General features: G+C 62.4%; 21 protein-coding genes. 5 read left to right on the top strand and 16 right to left on the bottom strand.

The annotated features are described in order from the left end of the window. Positions 1 to 7 precede the first annotated feature (7 nt). From ACLBW8_RS22475 to ACLBW8_RS22425, 11 genes are all read right to left on the bottom strand, one after another. A complete protein-coding gene (locus ACLBW8_RS22475; protein ID WP_064451822.1) occupies positions 8 to 634 on the bottom strand; it encodes a helix-turn-helix transcriptional regulator in 627 nt (208 codons plus the stop codon). Then, a complete protein-coding gene (locus ACLBW8_RS22470) occupies positions 634 to 1,767 on the bottom strand; it encodes an NAD(P)/FAD-dependent oxidoreductase (protein ID WP_262667537.1) in 1,134 nt (377 codons plus the stop codon). The genes ACLBW8_RS22475 and ACLBW8_RS22470 overlap by 1 nt, the downstream gene beginning before the upstream one ends. A 21-nt stretch (positions 1,768 to 1,788) precedes the next feature. Continuing rightward, positions 1,789 to 2,736, bottom strand: a complete 948-nt coding sequence (locus tag ACLBW8_RS22465) for an ornithine cyclodeaminase family protein (RefSeq protein WP_447806336.1) — start codon at positions 2,734 to 2,736, stop codon at positions 1,789 to 1,791. A gap of 90 nt (positions 2,737 to 2,826) precedes the next feature. Beyond that, complete coding sequence (locus ACLBW8_RS22460; protein WP_447806335.1) at positions 2,827 to 4,173, bottom strand: ATP-binding protein; 1,347 nt, start codon at positions 4,171 to 4,173, stop codon at positions 2,827 to 2,829. Beyond that, a complete protein-coding gene (locus ACLBW8_RS22455; protein WP_053255526.1) occupies positions 4,149 to 4,814 on the bottom strand; it encodes a response regulator transcription factor in 666 nt (221 codons plus the stop codon). Before ACLBW8_RS22455 ends, ACLBW8_RS22460 begins: the two co-directional genes overlap by 25 nt. Before the next feature lie 71 nt (positions 4,815 to 4,885). After that, positions 4,886 to 5,314: a hypothetical protein gene (locus ACLBW8_RS22450; protein WP_053255527.1), complete on the bottom strand. Its 429-nt coding sequence runs from the start codon at positions 5,312 to 5,314 to the stop codon at positions 4,886 to 4,888. A gap of 23 nt (positions 5,315 to 5,337) precedes the next feature. Beyond that, entirely contained in the window at positions 5,338 to 6,102 is a 765-nt protein-coding gene (locus tag ACLBW8_RS22445) for a COG4705 family protein (RefSeq protein ID WP_053255528.1), read from the bottom strand. Positions 6,103 to 6,163: 61 nt separating this feature from the next. Beyond that, the gene (locus ACLBW8_RS22440; protein WP_447806334.1) at positions 6,164 to 7,231 is read right to left on the bottom strand and encodes an ABC transporter ATP-binding protein; all 1,068 of its coding nucleotides are present in this window, start codon (positions 7,229 to 7,231) and stop codon (positions 6,164 to 6,166) included. After that, the gene (locus ACLBW8_RS22435; RefSeq protein WP_447806415.1) at positions 7,228 to 8,802 is read right to left on the bottom strand and encodes an ABC transporter permease; all 1,575 of its coding nucleotides are present in this window, start codon (positions 8,800 to 8,802) and stop codon (positions 7,228 to 7,230) included. Before ACLBW8_RS22435 ends, ACLBW8_RS22440 begins: the two co-directional genes overlap by 4 nt. A 27-nt stretch (positions 8,803 to 8,829) precedes the next feature. Then, entirely contained in the window at positions 8,830 to 9,843 is a 1,014-nt protein-coding gene (locus tag ACLBW8_RS22430) for an iron ABC transporter substrate-binding protein (protein ID WP_064451831.1), read from the bottom strand. A gap of 282 nt (positions 9,844 to 10,125) precedes the next feature. Further along, positions 10,126 to 10,428: a DUF6124 family protein gene (locus ACLBW8_RS22425; protein ID WP_447806333.1), complete on the bottom strand. Its 303-nt coding sequence runs from the start codon at positions 10,426 to 10,428 to the stop codon at positions 10,126 to 10,128. A 575-nt stretch (positions 10,429 to 11,003) separates the two neighbouring features. On the opposite strand from ACLBW8_RS22425, the gene ACLBW8_RS22420 reads away from it, so the two are divergent. After that, complete coding sequence (locus ACLBW8_RS22420; protein WP_447806332.1) at positions 11,004 to 12,275, top strand: sensor histidine kinase; 1,272 nt, start codon at positions 11,004 to 11,006, stop codon at positions 12,273 to 12,275. A gap of 9 nt (positions 12,276 to 12,284) precedes the next feature. On the opposite strand, the gene ACLBW8_RS22415 is transcribed toward ACLBW8_RS22420, so the two are convergent. Genes ACLBW8_RS22415 through ACLBW8_RS22405 form a run of 3 tightly spaced genes read right to left on the bottom strand, consistent with a single transcriptional unit; the run spans position 12,285 to position 16,352 of the window. Beyond that, positions 12,285 to 13,631, bottom strand: coding sequence for a c-type cytochrome (locus ACLBW8_RS22415; protein WP_447806331.1), 1,347 nt, complete (start codon positions 13,629 to 13,631; stop codon positions 12,285 to 12,287). 16 nt (positions 13,632 to 13,647) lie between these two features. Continuing rightward, on the bottom strand, positions 13,648 to 15,885 hold the full coding sequence (locus ACLBW8_RS22410) for a xanthine dehydrogenase family protein molybdopterin-binding subunit (protein ID WP_064451837.1): 2,238 nt from the start codon (positions 15,883 to 15,885) through the stop codon (positions 13,648 to 13,650). Further along, a complete protein-coding gene (locus ACLBW8_RS22405) occupies positions 15,885 to 16,352 on the bottom strand; it encodes a (2Fe-2S)-binding protein (protein ID WP_447806330.1) in 468 nt (155 codons plus the stop codon). Before ACLBW8_RS22405 ends, ACLBW8_RS22410 begins: the two co-directional genes overlap by 1 nt. Before the next feature lie 272 nt (positions 16,353 to 16,624). Here ACLBW8_RS22405 and ACLBW8_RS22400 point away from each other — a divergent pair, with 272 nt between their 5' ends. The 3 genes from ACLBW8_RS22400 (at position 16,625) to ACLBW8_RS22390 (ending at position 18,553) form a co-directional block, all read left to right on the top strand. Then, positions 16,625 to 17,365 carry a hypothetical protein gene (locus ACLBW8_RS22400; protein ID WP_447806329.1) on the top strand — a complete coding sequence of 247 codons (741 nt, stop codon included), beginning with the start codon at positions 16,625 to 16,627 and terminating at the stop codon, positions 17,363 to 17,365. A gap of 131 nt (positions 17,366 to 17,496) precedes the next feature. Beyond that, the gene (locus tag ACLBW8_RS22395) at positions 17,497 to 17,787 is read left to right on the top strand and encodes a hypothetical protein (RefSeq protein ID WP_447806328.1); all 291 of its coding nucleotides are present in this window, start codon (positions 17,497 to 17,499) and stop codon (positions 17,785 to 17,787) included. Positions 17,788 to 18,052: 265 nt separating this feature from the next. Next, complete coding sequence (locus ACLBW8_RS22390) at positions 18,053 to 18,553, top strand: hypothetical protein (RefSeq protein ID WP_082895861.1); 501 nt, start codon at positions 18,053 to 18,055, stop codon at positions 18,551 to 18,553. 49 nt (positions 18,554 to 18,602) lie between these two features. Here the strand turns inward: ACLBW8_RS22390 and ACLBW8_RS22385 are convergent, their stop codons facing one another. Together ACLBW8_RS22385 and ACLBW8_RS22380 are read right to left on the bottom strand one after the other, a co-directional pair. Further along, a complete protein-coding gene (locus ACLBW8_RS22385) occupies positions 18,603 to 19,229 on the bottom strand; it encodes a helix-turn-helix domain-containing protein (protein WP_064451841.1) in 627 nt (208 codons plus the stop codon). A 5-nt stretch (positions 19,230 to 19,234) separates the two neighbouring features. Further along, positions 19,235 to 19,393 carry a hypothetical protein gene (locus tag ACLBW8_RS22380; RefSeq protein WP_167353689.1) on the bottom strand — a complete coding sequence of 53 codons (159 nt, stop codon included), beginning with the start codon at positions 19,391 to 19,393 and terminating at the stop codon, positions 19,235 to 19,237. A gap of 259 nt (positions 19,394 to 19,652) precedes the next feature. Here ACLBW8_RS22380 and ACLBW8_RS22375 point away from each other — a divergent pair, with 259 nt between their 5' ends. Further along, the gene (locus tag ACLBW8_RS22375) at positions 19,653 to 21,770 is read left to right on the top strand and encodes a TonB-dependent receptor family protein (protein WP_447806327.1); all 2,118 of its coding nucleotides are present in this window, start codon (positions 19,653 to 19,655) and stop codon (positions 21,768 to 21,770) included. The last annotated feature ends 93 nt before the right edge of the window (positions 21,771 to 21,863 follow it).

The following is a 21,863-nucleotide window of genomic DNA, read 5'->3' as shown; positions in this document are numbered from 1 at the left end:
GACCTGCTCAGCCCTTCAATTCCTTGAGGTGTTTGTAGACGGTCGCCCGTCCCATTCCCAGCACATTCGCCACATAGTTCGACGCACTCTTGCCCTTGAACGCGCCTTCGGCATGCAACGCCAGCACCAGCTCACGTTTATGGTCACGGGTCAGCAGATTCAGGCTCAACTGGCGCTCGCGCATCCACGCATGCAAGAAGGTGTTGATCCGTTCCTGCCAGTCATCGCGAAACAATGAGTCCGGTTGCGGGATCAGCTTGCTCGGCGACAGGAACAGGTCCAGTGCCGCCTTGGCATTTTCGAACAGCGAGATATTCAGGTTGATGCACAGCACCGCCAACCGGCGACCTTTGTGGTCGTGGAGCACGGTGCTCAGGCTGCGAATTTTCTGGCCGTCCCAATTGAGCTTTTCGTACGGGCCGATATTCACTTCGCGGATGTCATCGCTGAGCATGTCCTCCAGCGCCGAGTCGTCGCCGATGGCCCGTTTCGACAGGTTATTGGCGATGTAGTCGACTTTTTGCGTGCGCAAATCATGCAGCACCACTTCGGCGTGGGGGAAGAACAACGTGGCGATCGCATCGGCAATCGCCCGGAAGTTCTGGACAACCTTTTCGTGTTCAGCGGTGTTCATCAATGCGGCTCCAGGCGGACGGGCGAGAGCATACCAGCGTCCAGGCCGAACCGCGTCAGTTGCTCCGGCAGCGGCGCGCCGCGCACCAGAGCCGCACTGGCCTGGCCCATGGCGGGTGAAGTCTGGATGCCATAGCCGCCTTGCGCCGCGACCCAGAACAGCCCCGGCACGTGCGGGTCGAAGCCCGAGAGCAAATCACCGTCGTGCACAAAACTGCGCAGCCCGGCCCAGGTCCGCGTCGGGCGGCGGATGGTCAGGGTGGTGGCTTCTTCGATCTGGTAAATGCCCATGGCGATGTCCAGCTCTTCGGGCTGCACATCCTGCGGCTCGACGGGGTCGGCGTTGGCCGGTGAGCCCAGGAACATGCCGGCGTCGGGTTTCATGTAGAAGGCTTCGTCGAGGGCCACCAGCATCGGCCACTGATGGGTGTCCACGCCTTCGGGCCCGGCGAAGATAAACGCCGAGCGGCGCTTGGGCTGCAAGCCGATGGAGGCCGCGCCGGCCAGCCCTCCGATATGGTCGGCCCAGGCCCCGGCGGCGTTGATGATGATGGGCGTGGTGTACGTCGCATCCTGGGTGCGCACCTGCCAAAGGCCCTCGGCGTCACGACTCAGCCCCAGCACGTGGCTGTCGGTGCGTACTTCGCTGTTGTTACGGCGGATGCCGCGCAAATAACCCTGGTGCAGGGCGTCGGTGTCGATGTCGCTGGCCGTTGGGTCGAAGATTGCACCGTGGACTTTTTCGCGACGCAGGATCGGCAACCGAGCGCACGCTTCGTCGGCAGTCAGGCGCTGCACCTGCGACACCGTGGCTTTGGCACTTTGGTATTGGCTTTCCAGTTCCGCCGGGTCGCCGCTGAAATCCACAGTCATTTCACCGCGCGGCGTGAGCAATGGATGCTCACAGAAGCCTGCCGGCGGGTTATCAAAAAACGCGCGGCTGGCCAGGGTCAACGCGCGCACTTGCGGCGTGCCATAAGCGGCGGTGTAGAGCGCCGCCGAACGCCCGGTGGAGTGGTAGGCCGGGTGATTTTCACGCTCCAGCACCAGCACTTTTCCGTGCTGCGACAGCCAGAAACCCGTGGAAGCGCCCGCAATGCCGCCGCCGATGATGATGAAGTCTGCATGGCTCATGAACATCTCCTGAAAAAGGGGTTAGCGCTGGATTTGATACAAGGCATTGGCCACTGCGACGTCTTCCAGGCCCAACCCGATCGAGCGGAAAAACACACTGCGGTCGTAGTTCGGGCGCTGCGCCATGTCGCTGAGCAATTCGGGCAGGTCACCGACGATGGCACGCTTGTCCCACCCATGTTGTTCGCCGGCGATCAGCATTTCGCCGGCCGCGCCCGGAGTGGTCTGGCGGTAGTCGCAGAACACCTGCATGTCGTTGAGGCAGTGCGGCGGTACTTCATGGGCGCGTGGGGCGTTGGTGCTGATGGAGGTAATCAGCGCCGGTTTGCTCAGGCGCGACGGGTCCATCACCGGGCCTGCCGACGAGGTGCAGAGCAGAATCACGTCAGCGTCTTCCAGCGCGGCCTCGCAGGTGCTGGCAAGGGTCAGGCGTGGGTCCAGGCCGGTGAGATGGGCCAGGGTATCGGCGCTGGCGCGGCGCAAGCGCGGTGAATACAGGCTGATGTGCTGCCAGTCGCGCAGGTTCTGCACATAGCGCAGGTGCGCCTGGGCGACCTTGCCACTGCCGATAATCGCCAGGCGTCGGGCTGCCGCGGGCGCCAGGGCGTCCACCGCCAATGCGGTCGTGGCGGCCGTGCGTTCGGTGGTCAGCTCGGCCGCATCACACAGCAACAGCGGCTGGCCGGTGTGCATCGACATCAACAATGTCCATGCCGTCACCAGCGGCCCTTGGTCGCGCACGATGTAGGGCGACGTCTTGACCCCGTACACCCCGTCTTCGGCCAGCACACCCAAATAGTTGATGAAGTCGCCGGCCCCACGCGGGAACTCCACGCATTGCTGCGCCGGCTGCACCGCCAGCCCGGCGGCCAGGTCGCGGAACAGCTTGCGCAGCACCCGGGGCACGTCAACCTTGGCGAGTAGTTCGCGCGCTTGGGCTTGGTTGATCACTTGAGGCGTGCTGGACATGGCTATCTCCGCAGATAAACTAATTTGTCCATTATGGACTTTTAGTTCTGGCGGGCAATATCCAGGCGAAAAAAAGCTGGCGGCTGAGGGTTATTTCGCAAGCCACACGCTGACACACAACCCGCGCTGCTCCTCGGCGTCGGTAAATGACAGTTGCACCTGCGCCCCGGTGCGATCGGTGATCGCCTTGACGATCGACAAACCCAAGCCGGAACCGGCCTCGTCGGTGCCCAGGCTGCGATAGAACGGGTCAAACACCCGCGCCTGTTCCTCGACTGAAATACCGGGCCCCGAGTCTTTGATTTGCAGTTGAATGGTGTCAGCCATCACCGCCACCGACAGGTCGATACGCCCACCCGGCGGGGTATAGCGAATGGCGTTATCCACCAGGTTTTTCACCAGCGTGAACAGGTCCATCGCGTTGAACATCACCTGCACGTCCTGAGTGCTTTCAACACCGATATCGATTTGTTTGCGCTCGGCCAACGGCAATAGGTCTTCCAGCACCTGGCGATACACGGCATGCACCGACAGCGATGTTTGCACGCGCTCCGACGCCGACTGCGCCGCCGCCAGGCTCAGCAGTTGATCGATCAATGTGCGGCCGCGTTGGATGCCGCGTGACAGCGGCTCAAAACGCTCCCGGCTCATGGGCGACAGGTCAGTGGCGGCCAGCCGGTCGGCTTGCAGGGCCAGGGCGGTCATCGGCGAGCGCAGTTCGTGAGCGGCATCGGCGACAAAGCGCCGCTGGCTGTCCATCGACTGCTCAACGCGGGCCAGCAAACGATTGATCGCCACCACAAACGGGCGCACTTCGCTGGGCAGGTGTTGTTCTTCAATGGGGTGCAGTTCCTGCTCGGCGCGCTGGTCGATCTCGGCGGCGAGCACACCAATCGGGCGAAACAACTTGCGCACCAGATCGCCAACCACCAACAGCAGCACCGGAAACAAGATCAGGAACGGCAACAAACTGCGCCAGGCGCTTTCGCGGGCGTCCTTGTCGCGGGCATCGGATTCCTGGGCCACGGCAATGCGTTCGCCACGTGCCGTGGTGTGCACCAGCACGCGAAAGTTTTCACCGCTCACCTCAACGGTGGACAGCCCGTCAGCGAGGTCTGTGGGGAAGGGCAAGGGCAAGGCTTCATCGTTGATGCCCGTAGCGCGCCGGCCGTCGCCCAGGTGTTGAATGATTACCCGGGATTCTTCGTCATCGCCATCAATGGCCGGGCCTTGTGGGTAGTGCAGGGTCATCTGCTGGCGGTCATACAGCATCGCGACCTGGCGTAAGGTGTCGTCCTGCTGTTCGTGGGTTTCGTCGAAGGCCGAGACAAAGGTAAACACGCTGGCCACCAGCGCCACCAGCAAAATGGCCAGGGACAGGGTGACCGACAGCCGCAGTTGGACCGATTCACTCAAACGCTTTTTGAAACCATCCATCCCATGCCCCTGACATTCTTGATCACATGACTGCCCAACTTGCGCCGCAAGGCGTGAATCAGGAACTCGATGGCGTTGCTTTCGACCTCATTGCCCCAGCCATACAGGCGGTCTTCCAACTCACTGCGCGAGAGGATTGCTCCTGGGCGAATCAGCAGGGCTTGCAGTAGCGCAAATTCGCGACTGGAAAGGGCGACGTTGCGATGCGCGTCGGTGCTGGCTTGCTTGGTGAGCAGGTCCAGCGACACGCTGCCATTGTCCAGCAACGGCAGAGCGTTCCCGCCTTTGCGGCGCAACACCGCACGGATACGCGCGAGCAATTCCGAGATGTCGAATGGTTTGAGCAGATAGTCATCGGCGCCACTGTCGAGGCCGCGCAGGCGGTCATCGAGACTGTCACGGGCGGTAATGATCAGCAGCGGCACGGGGTTGTTGCGCCCACGGATGCTGTCCAGCACATCGAGGCCGTCCTTGCCGGGCAGGCCCAGGTCCAGCAGCACCAGGTCGTAAGGTTGGGTGTCGAGTGCGGCGAGGCCGGTGAGGCCGTTCTTGACCCAGTCGGCGGCATAGCTCGCATCGCTGAGCGCGCGTTGGATGGCATCGCCAATCATCGGGTCGTCTTCGACCAGCAGTATCCGCATGTCGCCTCCGCAGCAAAAGCAAACGCGGTGAAAGGATCACCGCGTCTGTATTGAAGCATGATTGTCTGATGTCAGCCTTTCATCGCATCGAAGGTCTTGAGCAAGTCCTCCATCGAGGCGGTGCAGTCGGCCTGGTTCGGGTTGCCATCACGCAGGGCCGAAAGTGCACGGTCGATGGCTTTGTCCAGCACGTGCCAGTCGTTCGCGGCCCGAGGTTTGATCCCGGCCTCGGCGGCATCCCAGCTGGTTTCCAGGTCTTTGATGCGGGCTTTGGCACCCGCCAGGTCGTGCTTGGCGACAAGCGCCGACACGTCCGCCGCGATGGCGCGGAATTCGGACAGGTCGCCCAGTTTTGACGCATGGGCTTGGCTGCTCGTGACGGTGGCGCCGCCGGCGGTGTCTTGGGGTTTGTCGGCAGGTTTGGAGCAGCCGGTGGCAATGCCCAGCATAAAGATCGCTGAAACAATGGCGGCGTGGCGGATCATGTTTTGAACGCGCATGAGGGTTTCCTTGAGGTGAGTCGTTATTGGGTAATGGCTTTGCGGTTGCTGACACTGATTTGCGCGACGGCCACCAGCAGGACAATGACGCAGAGGAACAGCGCGCTGGTCCAACTGGCGCCCATGCCCAGGCCGCCATAGGTCTTGGCTTGGGTCAGCAGGTCGCCGAGGGAGGCGCCGAAAGGTCGGGTGAGGATGTAGGCGACCCAGAAGGTCAGCACGCTGTTGACGCCCACGCGCCAGGCCACCATGGCCACGGCGATCAAACCGGCGAAAATCACCGCGCCGAGCGTGAAGCCCAGGCCCAGCGCTTCGGTGGCCAGGTCACCGGCAGCGGTGCCCAGGGCAAACGTGCAGAGCACCGTCGTCCAGTAAAACCACTCACGCCGTGGCGTGACGATGTCGCGGATCGACAGGCTGCGCTCGGTGCGATACCAAACCACAAAGTTAAGCGCGAGCAGGCCCGCAAAAATCGCTGTGCTGAGGTACAGGCTGACGTCGAGTTTATCGGTGAGGATATCGGTGATCTGTGTGCCGACGATGCTCACCAGCACCACGGTGAGCCAGTAAATCCAGGGCGTGTAGGCCTTGGTGCGCATCTGCCCGAACAGCGCGACGGCCAACAGCGCAGCCATGCCGAGGCTGGTCCAGCCGGCGCCGAAGCCGGCATTGACGGCGAGGTAATCCGCGCCGGTTTCGCCCACGGTCGTGGACAATATCTTGATCACCCAGAATGACAGCGTCACCTCGGGTACTTTGTTCAGCCAGCGGGCTGCTGTGGCATTCATGGGGGTTACCTCTCCTTGACTGCGCGATGGTGGGCGCAGGGGAGAAGGTAGGCCCCGAAACTTAGCTGAGACTGAGGGGCGACGCTTTTTTCAACACATGGGCCATACCGAGCGTGGTGAGGTGCACCCCGCTGCCGATGGGAGGCGCTTGCAGGCCTGAACTGCGCACCAGAATGGCGGGGCCTGGCTCGGCGTCATCGGGTTGCAACACCACAGTCAGCGTGCACGTATTGCCGCCGAACTCGCGTTCGGTCACCACCCCTCGACAGCCGGAAACGTCGGTGGTACTCAACTGCAATTGCTCCGGTCGCAGCATGATTCGCGCCGTGGTGGAGTGGGTCTTGCTGTCGACCTGCACGCGCCCCAGGCCGCAATGCGCCCAGCCCGCTTCGATCCGGGCGGGCATGACCACGGCCTCGCCGAGAAACAATGCGGTCTGCTCATCGACGGGGTACTGGTACAGGTCCATCGGGTGACCGGACTGCACCAGGCGACCCTGGCGCATCACCGCCAACTGATCGGCGAACGACAGCGCCTCGCTTTGATCGTGAGTCACCAGAATCGTGGTAATGCCCGCGTCGCTCAGCAGCCGCGCGACCATCTTGCGCATGGCCGAGCGCAAGCCGGTGTCCAGCGCGGAAAACGGTTCATCGAGCAACATCAGCCGTGGTTGTTGCGCCAAGGCCCGGGCCAGCGCCACCCGTTGCTGCTGGCCGCCGGAGAGTTCATGGGGCCAACGCCCGGCCATGCTGGCGTCGAGGGCTACGCTGTCCATCAGTTCGGCGATACGCGTGTGGCGAGCCTCGCCCTTGGTGGTCAGGCCGAAGCCGATATTGTCGGCCACGGTCATGTGCGGGAACAGCGCGCCGTCCTGCGGCACATACCCGATCTGGCGCTGGTGGGCGGGCACGGCGTGAGTGGCGTCGACCAATGTCTGGCCGTTCAGCGTGAGGCTGCCGGTGTCGGGGAATTCAAAGCCTGCAATCATGCGCAGCAAAGTGGTCTTGCCGGAGCCCGAAGGCCCGACGATCACCGTGCGGCTCCCGGTGGGCACCGACAAGGTCACGTCCGCCAGGGCGCGCTGGGTGCCGAAAGATTTGCAGATGGCGTGGAGTTCGAGGGCGTTCATCGGCCTGCCGTGCGTTTGGATTGATGGTAGAGAAGGCCGGTCAACGGCAGTGACAACAGGATCATGATCAGCGCGTAAGGCGCGGCGGCGGCGTAGTCGATCTCGCTGGTCATCGCCCAGAAGCCGGTCGCCAGGGTGCGGGTGCCGTTGGGCGCCAGCAACAGGGTGGCGGTCAGTTCATTGGTGATCGCCAGGAACACCAGCGCCGCCCCCGCAGCGGCGGCCGGTGCGGCCAGGCGCAGGGTGATCAGCCATAACGCGCGGCCCGGCGAGCGACCGAGGCTGCGGGCCATGTTTTCCAGCTCCACCGGGGCCTGGGCGATACCCGCGCGCAAACTCACCAGCGCGCGTGGCAAGAACATCAGCAGGTAGGCGAGCAGCACGGTAATCGTGGTCTGGTAAATCGGCCGGGCGAAGTGGATGGTCACTGTGACCAGTGCCAGCGCGACTACGATCCCGGGCAACGAGCTGGTGATGTAGTTGCAGCTTTCCAGGATACGCTGCAGGCGTCCCGGCGCCCGAATCGACAGCCAGGCAATCGGCACCGCCGCGCAGGTGGTCAATACCGCACCGGCTATCCCCAGCAGCACGGTTTGCTCCAGCGCCGGCAGCAGTTCGCTGAACTGCCAGACCTCACGGCCACCGGCGATCAACCACTTGCCCAGCGTGATCAGCGGGATACCCAGGGCCAGTGCACAGGTCATGCCTTGCAAGCCGAGGGCGAACAGGGTGGTGCGGGTGCTCAGGGTCACGATGCGCTGGTCCCGGGCGCTGCCCGAGCCGACCCGCGCATAGCGGGCATGGCCGCGTGCAGCGGATTCCGCGCTGAGCATCGCCAGGCAGCACAGCGCCAACACGGCCGCCAGCATATTGGCTGCCGGGCCATTAAAGGTGGATTTGAACTGATCGAAGATCGCAGTGGTGAACGTGTCAAAGCGAATCATCGCGTACAGGCCGTATTCGGCCAGCAGATGCAGGCCTACCAACAGGGCACCGCCGCAGATTGCCAGGCGTAACTGCGGCAATACCACCCGCACAAACACGGCCCAGGGCTTGAGGCCCAGGGACTCGGCCACGTCTTCAATGGCCGGGTCAAGCCGGCGCAAGGTCGCCGCCACCGGCAAGTATAGAAACGGGAAGTAGGCAATCACCGACACCAGCACACCGGCCGGCAAGCCATGAATCGACGGCACCAGGCTGACCCAGGCGTAACTGTGCACGAATGCCGGCACCGCCAGCGGCGCCACCGCCAACAGTGACCAGACGCGTCGCCCCGGCAGGTTGGTGCGTTCGGTCAGCCATGCCAGCGCAATGCCCAGCACCACGCATAACGGCAGGGTGAACACCACCAACAGCACGGTGTTGAACAACAATTCGCCGACGCGCGGGCGCCACACCAGCGCCTCAATTTGCGCCCAGCCGATTTGCCACGACACGCCGATCACAAACGCAATCGGCAACAGCGCCAACAGCGAAACCAGTACTGACAAACTGGTGACCCACGTGCCCCCACGGCCTCTGAACAGACCTTGGGTGCGTCGTTGTGGTGGCGCAGGTATCGCGTGGGCGATACCTGGCACTGGGGCTTGAGGCAACAATCAGAGCAGTCCGGCCTGGGTCATCAGCTCGACAGCCTTTTTGCTGTTGAGCTTGGACGCGTCAACCTTCGGTGCGTCCAGTTGCGCCAACGGCACCAGCTTGGGGTTCGATTGGGCGTTCTGGCCCACGGCGTACTCGAAGGCGTTGCCGTCTTTCAAGATCGCTTGGCCGTCTTTGCCGGTAATCCATTTCAAGAAGGCTTGGGCCTCGTCTTTATGTTTGCTGGAGGCCAAAACACCGCCACCGGAAATGCTCACAAAAGCGCCCGGGTCCTGGTGCTTGAAGTAGTGCAATTGGGTGTCCTTGCTGTTTTCGCCGGTCTTGGATTGGTCGACGAAACTGTAGTAGTGGTAAATCACGCCGCTGTCGACCTGGCCTGCGTTGACGGCCTTGAGCACCGCGCTGTTACCCCGGTAAATGCTCGCATTGGTTTTCATCGCCTTGAGCCAGTCGAGGGTGGCGGCTTCGCCCTTCAATTCCAGCACAGCGGCAACGATGGCCTGGAAGTCGGCACCGGCCGGGGAGGCGGCCCAGCGGCCTTTCCAGCTTGGCGAGGCGAGGTCCAGCAGGGATTTCGGCAGGTCGGCTTCTTTCAATTTGCTTGGGTTGTACACAAACACCGTCGAGCGTGCAGCAATGCCCAGCCACTTGCCGTGGGCCGGGCGGTAGGCGGCGTCCACTTGTTCCAGGGTGGCTGGCGCCACCGGCGCGAACAGCCCGGCGTTGTCCACCAGCACCATGGCCGGGGAGTTCTCGGTGAGGAACACGTCAGCCGGGGAGGCCGCGCCTTCCTGCACGATCTGGTTGCCCATCTCGGTGTCGTCGCCGTTGCGTATGGTCACCGGAATCCCGGTTTCCTGGGTGAACCCTTCAACCCAGGCCTTGGTGAGGCTTTCGTGCTGGGCGTTGTACACCACAATGCCCACGGAGTCGGCGGCATACACAGACCCGGCGCCGAGCAGTGCGGTGGCGAGCAGGGCTTTAGTGAAGAAAGAAGGTAGACGGGAAGCCATACGCTGAACGCTCCGGTTTTTATGAATGCACGGGAAGCCCGTGAGAGGTCGATTGAGACTGGACCAATAGGAATCATTTGCATGTTTGCGCGCGGCGAATGTAGAGCCAGAAATGAGAAAAATACGTCAAATAAACGGTAAATAAACGTGATGAGCGTTATCAAATGACGCAAATCAACTGTGGGCGCTGGCTTGCCTGCGATGGCGGCGGGTCAGTTGGCGGATTTTTCACTGATGTATCGCTATCGCAGGCAAGCCAGCTCCCACAGGGTTTAACTGAGTTTAGGCGGGAAGATGCGCGGGGTTCAGGCACTCGATAGAGCGATCCACGGTGGTCTTGGCAAGCTCCAGCAAATGCCACACCGCCAGAATCTTCGCCCGCTCGGGACTCGTCAGCAGTTCACTGCAATTGAGCGCCGTGGCAGACGCGCAGTCGAGCACGCTGGCGGTGTAGAGCAGGGCATCTTCGAAGCTCAGGTCTTCGATTTGAACACCTTGGGTGGGCAGGTAATGGTCGATGGCGCGATTGAAGGCGGCGCGGTCTTTGGTGGAATGGCGGGGTGGATCGGGGACGGTTTTTTTCATTGTGTAACTCCACATGATTGGAGCTGACACCCACCGCGACTAAACGAGGGTGGCGGCTGTACGCAGGTTAGTCGACCGGTCACATGGAAAACCGGCGCACCCGAAGGTGCCCTACGCACAGCCACCATAAAACTTCATGGAGGACCATGCGCCATGTAAGACCCGAGCGACTAAACCCGATCACTGATGAGCAGTGACGGATCGCAGACTAGTCATCGATTCCAACAGGCACAAGGCGGCAGGGATTGTCTAGGAAACGTCCTGCAATTTAAAGAGACACGCCTTGCTGGCCCTTTACAAACCATGACCAAATGCCACTCACCCCACCCCAAAAACACTTATAACCTCGCGGGCGTCGTTGCTGAGTGCGCTGCCGTAGGCGTTCGGGTATAACGCCGGTTCTGAATTGTACCCACGGCGGGGTATGGCGAGAGTGGCGGGCTTGCGGTTTCGCAGGTACTTACGCGCTACACGACGTCCGTGGTCTATCTTTGGTTCGAACGTCGGCGTCGAAAGGCATTACCCGACTCAGCAGGTATTTCAGGTTGAACACAGCCGTGGGACCCCGTATGGCAATGGACTTCAGGCACAGCCTGACGAAACGGATCGTGATTGTGTTTGCGCTGATGAGCGCCTTCGTGGCGGGCGTGTTTGCAGCGGGCATTGTCGCCACCGTGCATGTGGTCGAATACAAACTCACCAGCGCCGACCTCGGCAGCGGGTTGAACCGCCTGTTGCGCCAGGATGACACAGCCAGCTGGAGCCACCGCCCGGGCAAAGGCGAATTGTTTTTCGCCCAGGGCGAGCAGGGTGACCTGGCGCTCGACCCGTTGCTGACCGAGCTGGCGCCGGGTTTCCAGGAGGTCGATTATCAGGGGCGGGCCTACTACGCGGTGTCTCAGGTGGTCGATGGGCGCCAATACGTGCTGATGCGCAACCAGGAAAGCTTTAAGCAACGTGAGCGTGTGCTGTTCGGCGCGGTGGCGGTGGGTTTTATCCTGAGCATTCTATTGGCGGTCCTGCTGGGCCGCTTGTTGGCGCGCCGCGTGATGGCGCCGGTGGTACGCCTGGCGCGGCAAGTGCGTCATCGCGACCAGTTGCTGGATGTAGCCCCGCCGTTGCATCCGGATTACGCCGTGGATGAAGTGGGGGAGTTGGCCCTGTCCTTCGACAAGACCCTGGGGCGCCTGCGCGATGCGTTGAGCCGGGAAAAACTGTTCACCAGTGACGTCAGCCACGAGCTGCGCACACCGCTGATGGTCTTGGCCAGCTCCTGCGAATTGTTGCTCGGTGACCCTTCGCTGGATCAACGTTCGGTGGCCCAGGTGGGCCGGATTGCGCGTGCCACCGATGAGATGCGGCAACTGGTGGACACCTTCCTGATGCTGGCGCGGGCCTCGGGCGCCCAGGGCCATGGCGCTCAAGCAACGTTGAAGGACGTGGCGGATGGCCTGGTGGAAATCTGGGGGCGAATGATTCGCGAAAAAGGCCTCGAGTTCATTTATGAAAGCGAACACACCTCACCCGTGGAGTACAACCTGACGCTGTTGCAATCGGTCATGGGCAACCTGCTGCGCAATGCCTGGCACTACACCGACAGCGGCTTTATTCGGCTGACCTTGAGCGAGCACGGTTTTCGTGTGGAGGACAGCGGCATTGGCATTCCCGATCACAAGCGCGAGGCGATGTTCCAGCCGTTTGTCAGAGGTGAACACAGCCGGGGAGAAGGGCTGGGGCTTGGCCTGTCGTTGGTGCAGCGTATTTGCAGCACCCAGCAGTGGCGGGTTGAACTCACCGCCAGGCAACCGAATGGGTGTTGTTTTTCGGTTGACCTGACGGCGAGCTGAACGCCTTTTTCAGCGCATGTGCAGAATAATCGGACTGCTGCTGGCCGGGTCGGTATGCCCGCGCAGCTTGCCGACCGCCTGTGCGTCGACCGCGCCACCGTGGTTGCCCCACGTGCTGCGCACGTAGGTCAACACCTGGGCGATTTCCGAGTCGGACAGTTGTTCACGAAACGCCGGCATGCGGTAGGCGTCCGGTACACCGGCGGCGACCACGCGTTGCGAGCCGTTGAGGGTGATATTGATCGCCGAGGCGCTTTCCTTTGCCAGTGCCGAGGTGGCGCCGGCCAAGGGAGGCATCCACTCGGGTTGGCCCTTGCCGTCGAGGCCATGGCAGGACGCGCAGCGGGTCGCGTAGGCGTGGGCACCGGGGATGTCCGGGCGCGCGTCGGCGGCCACGGCCTGGTATTGCCAGGCCGTGCCGTCACGCTGCGGGTCGCCGGGCAGTGACTTGAGGTAACGCGCGATCGCGGCCAGGTCCTCATCGGCCATGAACTGCGTGGAGTTGTTGAACGCTTCGGTCATCGAGCCGTAGACCACCGCATGTTTGTTGCGCCCGACCTTGAGGAACTGCACGATTTCAGGCTCGCTCCAACGGCCCAATCCGGTGTTGGGGTCCTGCCGCAGGCTTGGTGCGTACCAGCCGTCGAGCAACGCGCCGGCGAGGTACGGCGCGCCGGACTCGTCCAGCGCCTTCTCGTTGAAGGCCAGGCCGCGTGGCGTGTGGCAACTACCGCAGTGGCCCGGGCCCTGGACGATATACGCGCCACGGTTCCACAGCGCATCCTCGCCGGGTTTGGCGGCGTAGGTGGCGTTCGGCGCGAACACCCCGTTCCACAGCGCGATGGGCCAGCGCAGGTTGAGCGGCCAGGGAATGTCGCTGGGGATGTTGGGCTGCTTGGCCGGTTCTATGCCTTTCATGAAAAACGCGTACAGCGCGCGCATGTCATCATCGCTGAGCTTGGCATAAGACGGGTACGGCATGGCCGGGTAGAGCCGTCTGCCGCCCGGCGCAACACCGTGGCGCACCGCCCGGTCGAAGTCGGCTGCGGTGTAGGCGCCGATACCGGTTTCGCGGTCCGGGGTGATGTTGGTGGCGTGAATGGCGCCCAGCGGGGTGGCCATCTCCAGGCCGCCGGCGAACGGTGCCTTGCCCGGCAGGCTGTGGCAGGCCACGCAGTCGCTGAGGCGGGCAACGTACTCGCCACGGCTGACCAGGGCCGGGTCGAAGCCGGTGGTTGGTTCGTGTTCGAGCGGTGAGGCGGGCTGGCGGGTGACGTACCACGCCAGCAGTGCGGCTACGACCGCGCAGGCCAGCGCCAGCCAGCCTGCGGTTGCAGCCAATCGTCGGTTGTTCATGGGCGTTCCCTGTCGGTTAGCTGAAGGTGTATCGGCTCAATGGCAAGCTGCGGATACGCTGGCCGGTCAGGTGCGCCACCGCATTGGCCACGGCTGGCGCCACTGCGGGTAACGGCGGTTCACCGATGCCGCCCATCTTTTCGCCACTTTCGACGATCCGTACGTGCACCTGCGCCATACGCGAAGCCGGCAGGATCGGGTACAGGTCGTAGTTGCGCGCCCGTGGTTTGCCATCCACGTACACCGCTTCCTCCAGCAACGTTTGAGATAAGCCCAAAGCCACGGCGCCATTGACCTGCGCCTCGACGATTGCCGGGTTGACGATGCTGCCCGGGTCAATGGCTTCCCAGATATGGTGCACCTTGACCTGGCCGCTTTCGATCGACACTTCGGCGATCACCGCCGCGTGCGAGCCGAACGGCGAGGCCATGGCCACGCCCCGTGCCCGACGCGTGCCGTCCTCGGCCGTGTAGGGGCCACGTTTCCAGCCACCGGACAAATCGCCCGCCGCTTGCAGCAGGGTGGTCAGCCGCTTGTTGTCGCGCAGCAGGTGCAGGCGCAGCTCATAGGGGTCGTGGCCGCCTTTGTCGGCCAGTTCGTCGAGGAACGCTTCGTAGAAAAAGTCATTCAGCGAGTTGCCCACCGAACGCCAGTAGCCGAGCATGGCCGGGCCCTTGACGTAGATCTGCGCGATGCGTTTGTTGGGGATGGCGTAGGACTTGCCCGACAACCCTTCGAGCGCCGTGGGGTCGAGTTTTTCGCCCTGTTTGCCGGCGATGGCTTCGGAGGGGCCTTCGGTGGCGCTGACCGCCTCAATGGCCACTGGCAAGCCTTTGTCGTCCAGCGCAGCGCGGAACTTGACCACAGCGACCGGGCGCAACACGTCGCGCAGGAACTCTTCTTCGCGGCTCCAGATCAGTTTGATCGGGCGGCCTACCGCTTTGGCCAAGGCGATGGCCTGCGGGTAGGGGTTGGCCGAGTCATACAGGAAATGCCGGCCAAAAAAACCGCCCAGCAGCGGCGAGTGCAGGGTGATTTGTTCAATGGATAGCCCGGTGCGCTTGGCCATGTCGGCGCGGAACATATCCGGTGCCTGGTTGGGCAGCCACACCTCCAGCGAGCCGTCGGGGTTGAAACGCGCCAGGGCTGAAGGGGGCTCCAGCTGAGCGTGGTTGAGGTATTGGTTGTGGTAGGTCGCTTCAATTTTGGTCTTGGCGTTGGCCAGCGCGCCGGCCACATCGCCTTCGTTCTCGTCGTCACGGGCCGGGCCCTGTTGGGCGGCGAGGAAGTCGCGGTACTTGTCGCTGGAAAAGTCCGCGGGCATCGCGCGCACGGTCGAACCGGCAGCCGCTTCCAGCCATTCCACCTGGATCGCCTCCACCGCCCGCTTGGCATGCCACCAGCGTTCGGCAACGACCGCCACTGCACCTGGCAGTTGGTGAACCGAGTGCACGCCTTTCATGGCCTCGACCTGTGCCTGGTTGCGCAGGCTGCCGACGGTCATGCCCAGGCGTGGCGCGTGCTGGACGGCGGCGTGGAGCATGCCGTCTACCTTGAGGTCGATGCTGTATTGCGCCTTGCCGGTGGATTTGTCGTAGGCATCCAGACGTTTCACCGGCTTGCCGATCCAGCGGAACTGGCTCGGGTCGCGCAGTGTAATCGTGGCCGGGTCGGGCACCGGCATGTCCAGGGCACGACCGGCCAACTCACCGTAACCCAGCGAGCGGCCGGAAGCAGCGTGTACGACGCGGCCGGGCTGTGTGGTCAGTTGGGCCACGGGCACGCCCAATTGCTCGGCACCGGCCTGCAGCAACATGGCGCGGGCCAGGGCGCCGAGGCGGCGCATGGTCGGGTAGCTCATGCGGATGGACATGCTGCCACCGGTGATGCGCATACCGTTTTCCATCACCACATAGGCTTCGCCGGGCGGTGCGGCCTCGACCACGAAGGTGGCGGGGTCAGCATCCAGTTCTTCGCCGACGATCTGCGCCATGGCGGTGTGGGTGCCTTGGCCACCTTCCATGAAGGGGCTGAGCAGGCGCACGCTGCCGTCCGGGCGAATCTCGAGAAATGCCGGCACCTGGGTCCCGCGTTCTGCCGGGCCGGCCGTGGCGGCGTAAGCCCTGGACGCGCCCAGTGGCAGGCCGAAACCTATGACCAGCGCACCGACGGCGGTGCTGGCCAGAAAACGCCGGCGCGACAGATTGACCGGTTCGCCCAATGGCGCATCGAGTATTTCGTTGCGCGTATTCATCAGGCGCTCTCCGTCCTGGCAGGTTGGGCGGCCAGGTCGTGCACGGCCGTGCGGATGGCGTTGTAGGTGCCACAGCGGCACAGGTTGATCATGGCGGCTTCAATCTGTGCATCAGTGGGCGCAGGGGTGTGCTTGAGCAGCGCGGTAGCGGCCATCACCTGACCGGATTGGCAGTAACCGCATTGCGCCACCTGGTGCTCGACCCAGGCCGCGACCACGCGCTTGCCCACGTCATCGGTTTCAATCGACTCGATGGTGGTGATCTCGCGGCCGACCACTGCGGCCACCGGCGTGACGCAGGAACGCACGACATTACCGTCCACCAGTACCGAGCAGGCGCCACACTGGGCCAGGCCGCAGCCGTACTTGGTGCCGGTCATCCCCAGGTCATCGCGGATCACCCATAGCAACGGCGTGTCGGCGTCGGCATCGACCTCATAGGCTTTTTGGTTGATACGTAATTGCATGGTTCACCTGCTGATCATCGGTTGATGTGGCTTTTCTTATAAGTTGCCCATCGTTGCACTCTAGACCACGGTGCAAGGCCTATCTATCCCGTCATCGATAACTCGCAGGATCAGGCAAGTATTCAAGAGGATTGCACGCTTAATGACGGTCCCCCAGCCTGTAGGCCTTTGCTGATCCAAGCCTGCGTGCCGCACTTTTTTTCATTCTCCTGATCTATTCCTGTCACGACCACGCTCATTCAGCGCGTGGACAGCAGCCAGACCCGGTGCCGATGGATCCAACGTTTATAGCTTTTATCAGCCGATGGCCGCTGCTGTTTGCAGCGGTGTTTATATTCAGTTCGACCGGTTGCAGCCAGCAACAGGGGCGCGATATCGCCAGGCAGTTCAGCGATGGCAAACCCGATGAATTCTTTCAAACCAGTGTCGATCGCATGGCAACCCTGAGCATGCGTGACAACCTGCAAAGCCTGTATCTGCTGATGAACAAGCTCTACCTGCGCAACCCCAACCAGTGGCGTCAATCGGGCTACCCGGACGCGGTGACTGCTGCGCGGGCAATCCGCCAGGCCATCGAGAGCCGTCAGTCACTGCCTGCCATGGGGGACCGCCATGACCTGGCCGCTTTGAGCTATTCATTGAGCCCGGAATTTCGCGGCGATCGGGTCGGGGCGTTCATCTATGCGATCGGCAGCATGCTGGTGACGGCCCACGGCGGTCGCACCCAGTTTTATATGACCGACTCGATCAACCCGCAATTTGTCAGCAACGCCGCGCGCAATATCGAGAAAGCCACCTGGCTGCTCAGCCAGCGTCAGGATGCCAACGGCGTCTTGCTGCTGTTTTCCAATGAACTATCAGAGGAGGGCAGCAACCTCAGTTTTGCCGTTGAGTTTGGCAAGGTGGTGGCGCGTCTGGACCTGCTCGCCCAGATGCTCGATGAGCGTTACCGACGTGTCGCGCTCAATTACGCGCAGAGCCTGCTGCTGATGAACTTCCTGCCGGTGCAGTGACGCGTGGCTGGATCAGGCAGTGCGGTGTTTCCCTTTCCCATGTAGGAAACGGCCTATGTTAGGCCCCTGCGCTTGAAACACACCCTGGGTCGGCAATAGCCTCGGACTTTTCTTGACGATGAGTGCCTACCTTGGGTAAGCGAAAAACGGTTTGGTCTACTGATCGCGAAGTTCGCCTGCGATTTATCCTCTTTGCGGTCATCGACGTCGCGAGCGCCCAAGGTGTTCGCGCTGAGTTGTTATTGCCTACACAGAAACTGCTGCGTAACGCGCCGAGCGAGTTGCAGCTGCGCGACACCCTCGCGCGCATTTTGGCTTGCGATGAGATGTATGGGTTCAGGTTCCCGCCGGGGACGGAGGCGGATGACTTCATGCAGGCGCTGGAACCTCTCACACACGAGGCCAAGGGCCTGATTTCTTGAGCGGGTTAGATCGTTTATTTCCTTAAGATTGGTCTCAAGGCCTGAATCGAATATCCACTGCGGCGTTTATGCGGTTGTAGCGGTGGCTGCCTACGTTGATGCATCCGTTTGTCTGTTATCGCGGTGCGCACAGCTGTGTTGATCAACCAAGCGTGCTGCCGAACAGCCATTCCTGCTGCTCTGCCGTCGTCTTGCGCCTGCGCCGGGCGTCTCTAGAATCGGCGCCAGAACTTAGCCCTTTCCTGTCGATTACGGAGTTTCGAACATGATGAACGCAATGCAGATGCCGATGAACACCTCCATGCCAATGATGCCGATGATGGGCATGCCGATGATGATGGCTACCCTGCAGTGCGAAATGGCTGGCGACGCCATGATGTGCACCCTGAAGCCGGCGGCCGGTATGGACATGGCTCAGTTCAAGACCAACGCCGAGATGATGGCGATGATGATGAACTGCGGCATGCCGATGATGATGCAGTGCGCCAATATGTCGATGATGTGCATGTCGGCCGAGGCCATGAAGATGATGACGGACATGAACATGCCGATGATGGCAATGGGCATGTCGATGCCGATGATGAAGTGCATGATGGAATGCACCCTGATGGGCGACAGCATGCAGTGCAAAATGATGCCGATGCCGGGCATGAGCATGGCCATGATGGAAAACTGCTGCATGCTGATGAACAAGCTGATGAACGACTGCGCCATGCCGATGATGATGAGCTGCAACGGCATGCCGATGATGTGCTGCACCTGCTGATAGATCCCGCAGAATAAAAAACGCCCCGATTAATCGGGGCGTTTTGCATTCAGTCCAGCCGTTCCGGGTAGGTGATCACCAGGAACGCCACCGCCTCGCTGTCCGCAGGGTTGCGGTAGCGGTGGGGCTGGTCGGCATAGAACAGGATCGAGTCGCCGGTGGAGAGCAGGTAGCGCTCTTCGTTGACGCTGACTTCCAATACGCCTTGGGCCACCACCAGGTTTTCCTGGATGCCGGGGCCGTGGCCTTCGGAGACTTCCTCGCCGAGGGCGCGCAGGCGGATCTCGTAGAATTCGGACTGGCGTGCCGTGTCGTAGGGAAACAACGCGCGGCTGACAAAGGCACCGTCGGCACTCACCAGGCGTTTGCTGTGTTGCGCCGGCAACACCTCGACGCCTTCAAAGGCGCGATCTTCCAGGAACGCCGCCACCGACACCTTCAAACCCTTGGCGATTTTGCACAGCACCTTGATCGACGGCACGCTGCGGCCGGACTCGATCTGCGCCAGCATCGCCCGGCTGACGCCGCAGGCGCGTGCCAGGCCGTCCAGGGAAAGGTAGCGTTTGCTGCGCAGCCGTTGCAGGTTCTGCGCCACACACAGGCTGGTGTCGTCGTCATCCAGGCCAGGCTTTGGAAGCGGTTCGGAGGGTTCGGCCAGCACCTGCAGAAAATTCATCGGTTTTACGCCCGGCGAGTATCGCTGGGCGTCGCCGCCTGTGCGGCAACCACCGCAAGCCCTGCACGCGCTGCGTAGATCGCCCACATCAACTCGGCCGCTGCGCGCGCCTGGCGGCGTTTACGGTGGAGGGTGAAGTCGATGACGGTGGCGGATGTTGGCATGGGGGCGATCTCGTGGGTCGTGGGTGACTCAGGGGTTCAACAGTAATGCGTGGCTGTTATTTCGTTAAATACTGAGTTCGCATGTGTTAATTCGATTTTGGACTTAAAAAGAAAACCCGGTCTGACGCGGTTGTGGGAAGGGTCTGGTCCGCCAATAAGGCGTGACCTGGTGAGCGTGCCTGGCTTCCCATCACTGTTCGCGTGATGGGCAGCAATATGCCCCCTGCCTGTCACGCCCCTGAATTCCAAGGACCTGACCATGCTGTTGCGCCAACCTCCGCTCCTTTTCGCCGCCTTGACCCTCAGTTCACTGGCGCACGCCGAGACACTGCAACTGGCGCCCGTCGAAGTCACCAGCAGCGAAGCCAGCGCGGGCGAAGTGGCCCAGGCGCAGCTGAAAAGCGTGCCCGGTGGCACCAACTACATCGACATGAGCAGCGTGCAACAGGGCCGGGTGAGCACTAACGAAGATGTGTTCAAGTACCAGCCCGGGGTGTACGCCAAGGCGGCGAACAATGAAGGGGTCAAGCTCTCTATCCGCGGTTCCGGATTGAACCGCAGCCCCGGCGCCCATGCCTCCGGGCTGTATGAAATGTTCGACGGTTTGCCGCTGACCGGCCCGGGCGGCACACCCTACGAGCTCAAGGACCCACTGTGGCAAAGCCGCGTCGAGGTGCAGCGTGGCGCCAACGGCTTTGATCAGGGCGCGCTGGCCCTGGGTGGCTCGGTCAACTACATCACCCATACCGGCTATGACGCGCCCAAGCTGCAAGTGCGCTACGAAGCGGGCAGCCGCGGCTATGCCCAGCGCGAGATCAGTTCCGGCCAGGTGCTGGGGGACGCCGACTACTACATCAGCCTCACCGACTCCGAATCCGACGGCTACCAGCACCAGAGCGCCGGCACCGGCAAGGGCGTCGCGGCCAACTTCGGTTACCGTTTCAACCCGGACCTGGAGACGCGTTTCTATTTTCGCTACCGCGAAACCACCAACGACTCACCCGGCAAACTGACGCGCTACCAGATCCGTCACGACCCGAGCGCCGCCAACAGCCTGAATGCCGCCCGCGACTCCAAACGCCTGCAGCCCGGCTCGACCTGGATCGCCAACAAGACCACCTTGCAGCTGGACGATCATTCGCGCGTCGAAGTCGGGCTGGCCTATCACGACTACCCGATGGACCTGCGCGAAGGCACAAACCGCCTGAAAGTCGCCTACACCGACGTCAGCGGCACCCTCAACTACATCCGCCAGGACAGTCTGTTCGGCCACGACAGCAACACCACGATTGGCCTGCGCACCACCCAGGCGATGCCGAACAACGGCGCCTCTGAATACGTGCGTACCCCAGCCGGTAACACCGCGCCGTATGCCCCCGGCACCAAGACTCGCGACTACAGCTATTTGGGCTCCGACAGCGTGTTGCATGTCGGCAACGAACTGGAATTGGTCCCGGACCTGTGGCTGACCACTGGCCTGGCCGCGATCTACACGCGCCGCGAAACCCAGGTCACCTATCCCGAAGGCCAGGCGCCGCTCAGTCAACATGATTGGGACTACGCACCACGCATTGGCCTGCGGTATGACTTCACCCCGCAGTTGCAGGTGTACGGCAACCTGAGCCGCTCGGTCGAGCCGCCGCATGCGTGGTCGATGATCTGGGGTTCCAACAAATACTTTCCCAACGGCAGCGGCCCGGCCACCGGTTTGCAACGCGAAGGCGTGAGTTTGCGCAATCAGACCGCTACCACCCTGGAGGTCGGCGGGCGCGGCGAGCAGTGGTTCGGCCAGTGGGACCTGGCGCTGTACCGCTCCGAAGTGCGCCACGAATTGCTCACGGTCGAAACCCAGGCCCAAACCGCCAACAGCAGCGCGATCGTTGCCGAGTCCAACGCCAGCCCGACCGTGCATCAAGGCGTGGAACTGGGCCTGCTCAGCCCACTGTGGGACGGTGGTCGCAACGGCCAGCTTGCCCTGCGCCAGGCCTACACTTTCAGCGACTTCCACTACCGCAACGATGACCGTTTCGGCGACAACACCTTGCCGGGCATCCCCAAACATTACTACCAGGCGCAACTGCGCTACAGCCATCCGACCGGTTTCTACACCAGCCTCAACACCGAGCATGCATCGCGGGTGGCGGTGGACTACGCCAACTCCTACTTTGCTGCGGCCTACACCACACTCGGCGCCACGTTTGGTTACGACGCCCCGAAGCAGGACTGGCAAGCCTGGGTCGACCTGCGCAACCTCACTAACCGGCGCTACGCCAACACCGTCACACCGGGTTACGACGACAAGGGGATGGATGTTGCGCGATCCACGCCGGCCGACGGTCGAGGCATTTACACCGGCGTGTCATGGAGCTGGCGTTAAGCACCTTTGTGACGAGCACTGCACGGCTGGCGGCGCTTGTGGCATTGGCGGATAACCTGCCGATCGAGCCGGAGTCTTTCACCGCCCGGCGGG

It is taken from the genome of Pseudomonas sp. M5A4_2d, assembly GCF_053345295.1.
Note: the sequence above shows the minus strand (reverse complement) of the source record. Positions and strands in the feature narration are given on the sequence as shown.

Excerpts from the sequence above, each read along its gene's own strand:
- ACLBW8_RS22440 (WP_447806334.1), bottom strand. The coding sequence starts at position 7,231 with ATGAACGCCCTCGAACTCCACGCCATCTGCAAATCTTTCGGCACCCAG.
- ACLBW8_RS22400 (WP_447806329.1), top strand. The coding sequence starts at position 16,625 with ATGGATCCAACGTTTATAGCTTTTATCAGCCGATGGCCGCTGCTGTTT.
- ACLBW8_RS22375 (WP_447806327.1), top strand. The coding sequence starts at position 19,653 with ATGCTGTTGCGCCAACCTCCGCTCCTTTTCGCCGCCTTGACCCTCAGT.
- ACLBW8_RS22385 (WP_064451841.1), bottom strand. The coding sequence starts at position 19,229 with ATGAATTTTCTGCAGGTGCTGGCCGAACCCTCCGAACCGCTTCCAAAG.
- ACLBW8_RS22425 (WP_447806333.1), bottom strand. The coding sequence starts at position 10,428 with ATGAAAAAAACCGTCCCCGATCCACCCCGCCATTCCACCAAAGACCGC.
- ACLBW8_RS22460 (WP_447806335.1), bottom strand. The coding sequence starts at position 4,173 with ATGGATGGTTTCAAAAAGCGTTTGAGTGAATCGGTCCAACTGCGGCTG.
- ACLBW8_RS22450 (WP_053255527.1), bottom strand. The coding sequence starts at position 5,314 with ATGCGCGTTCAAAACATGATCCGCCACGCCGCCATTGTTTCAGCGATC.
- ACLBW8_RS22470 (WP_262667537.1), bottom strand. The coding sequence starts at position 1,767 with ATGAGCCATGCAGACTTCATCATCATCGGCGGCGGCATTGCGGGCGCT.
- ACLBW8_RS22420 (WP_447806332.1), top strand. The coding sequence starts at position 11,004 with ATGGACTTCAGGCACAGCCTGACGAAACGGATCGTGATTGTGTTTGCG.
- ACLBW8_RS22410 (WP_064451837.1), bottom strand. The coding sequence starts at position 15,885 with ATGAATACGCGCAACGAAATACTCGATGCGCCATTGGGCGAACCGGTC.
- ACLBW8_RS22430 (WP_064451831.1), bottom strand. The coding sequence starts at position 9,843 with ATGGCTTCCCGTCTACCTTCTTTCTTCACTAAAGCCCTGCTCGCCACC.
- ACLBW8_RS22465 (WP_447806336.1), bottom strand. The coding sequence starts at position 2,736 with ATGTCCAGCACGCCTCAAGTGATCAACCAAGCCCAAGCGCGCGAACTA.
- ACLBW8_RS22475 (WP_064451822.1), bottom strand. The coding sequence starts at position 634 with ATGAACACCGCTGAACACGAAAAGGTTGTCCAGAACTTCCGGGCGATT.
- ACLBW8_RS22445 (WP_053255528.1), bottom strand. The coding sequence starts at position 6,102 with ATGAATGCCACAGCAGCCCGCTGGCTGAACAAAGTACCCGAGGTGACG.
- ACLBW8_RS22415 (WP_447806331.1), bottom strand. The coding sequence starts at position 13,631 with ATGAACAACCGACGATTGGCTGCAACCGCAGGCTGGCTGGCGCTGGCC.
- ACLBW8_RS22405 (WP_447806330.1), bottom strand. The coding sequence starts at position 16,352 with ATGCAATTACGTATCAACCAAAAAGCCTATGAGGTCGATGCCGACGCC.
- ACLBW8_RS22390 (WP_082895861.1), top strand. The coding sequence starts at position 18,053 with ATGATGAACGCAATGCAGATGCCGATGAACACCTCCATGCCAATGATG.
- ACLBW8_RS22380 (WP_167353689.1), bottom strand. The coding sequence starts at position 19,393 with ATGCCAACATCCGCCACCGTCATCGACTTCACCCTCCACCGTAAACGC.
- ACLBW8_RS22455 (WP_053255526.1), bottom strand. The coding sequence starts at position 4,814 with ATGCGGATACTGCTGGTCGAAGACGACCCGATGATTGGCGATGCCATC.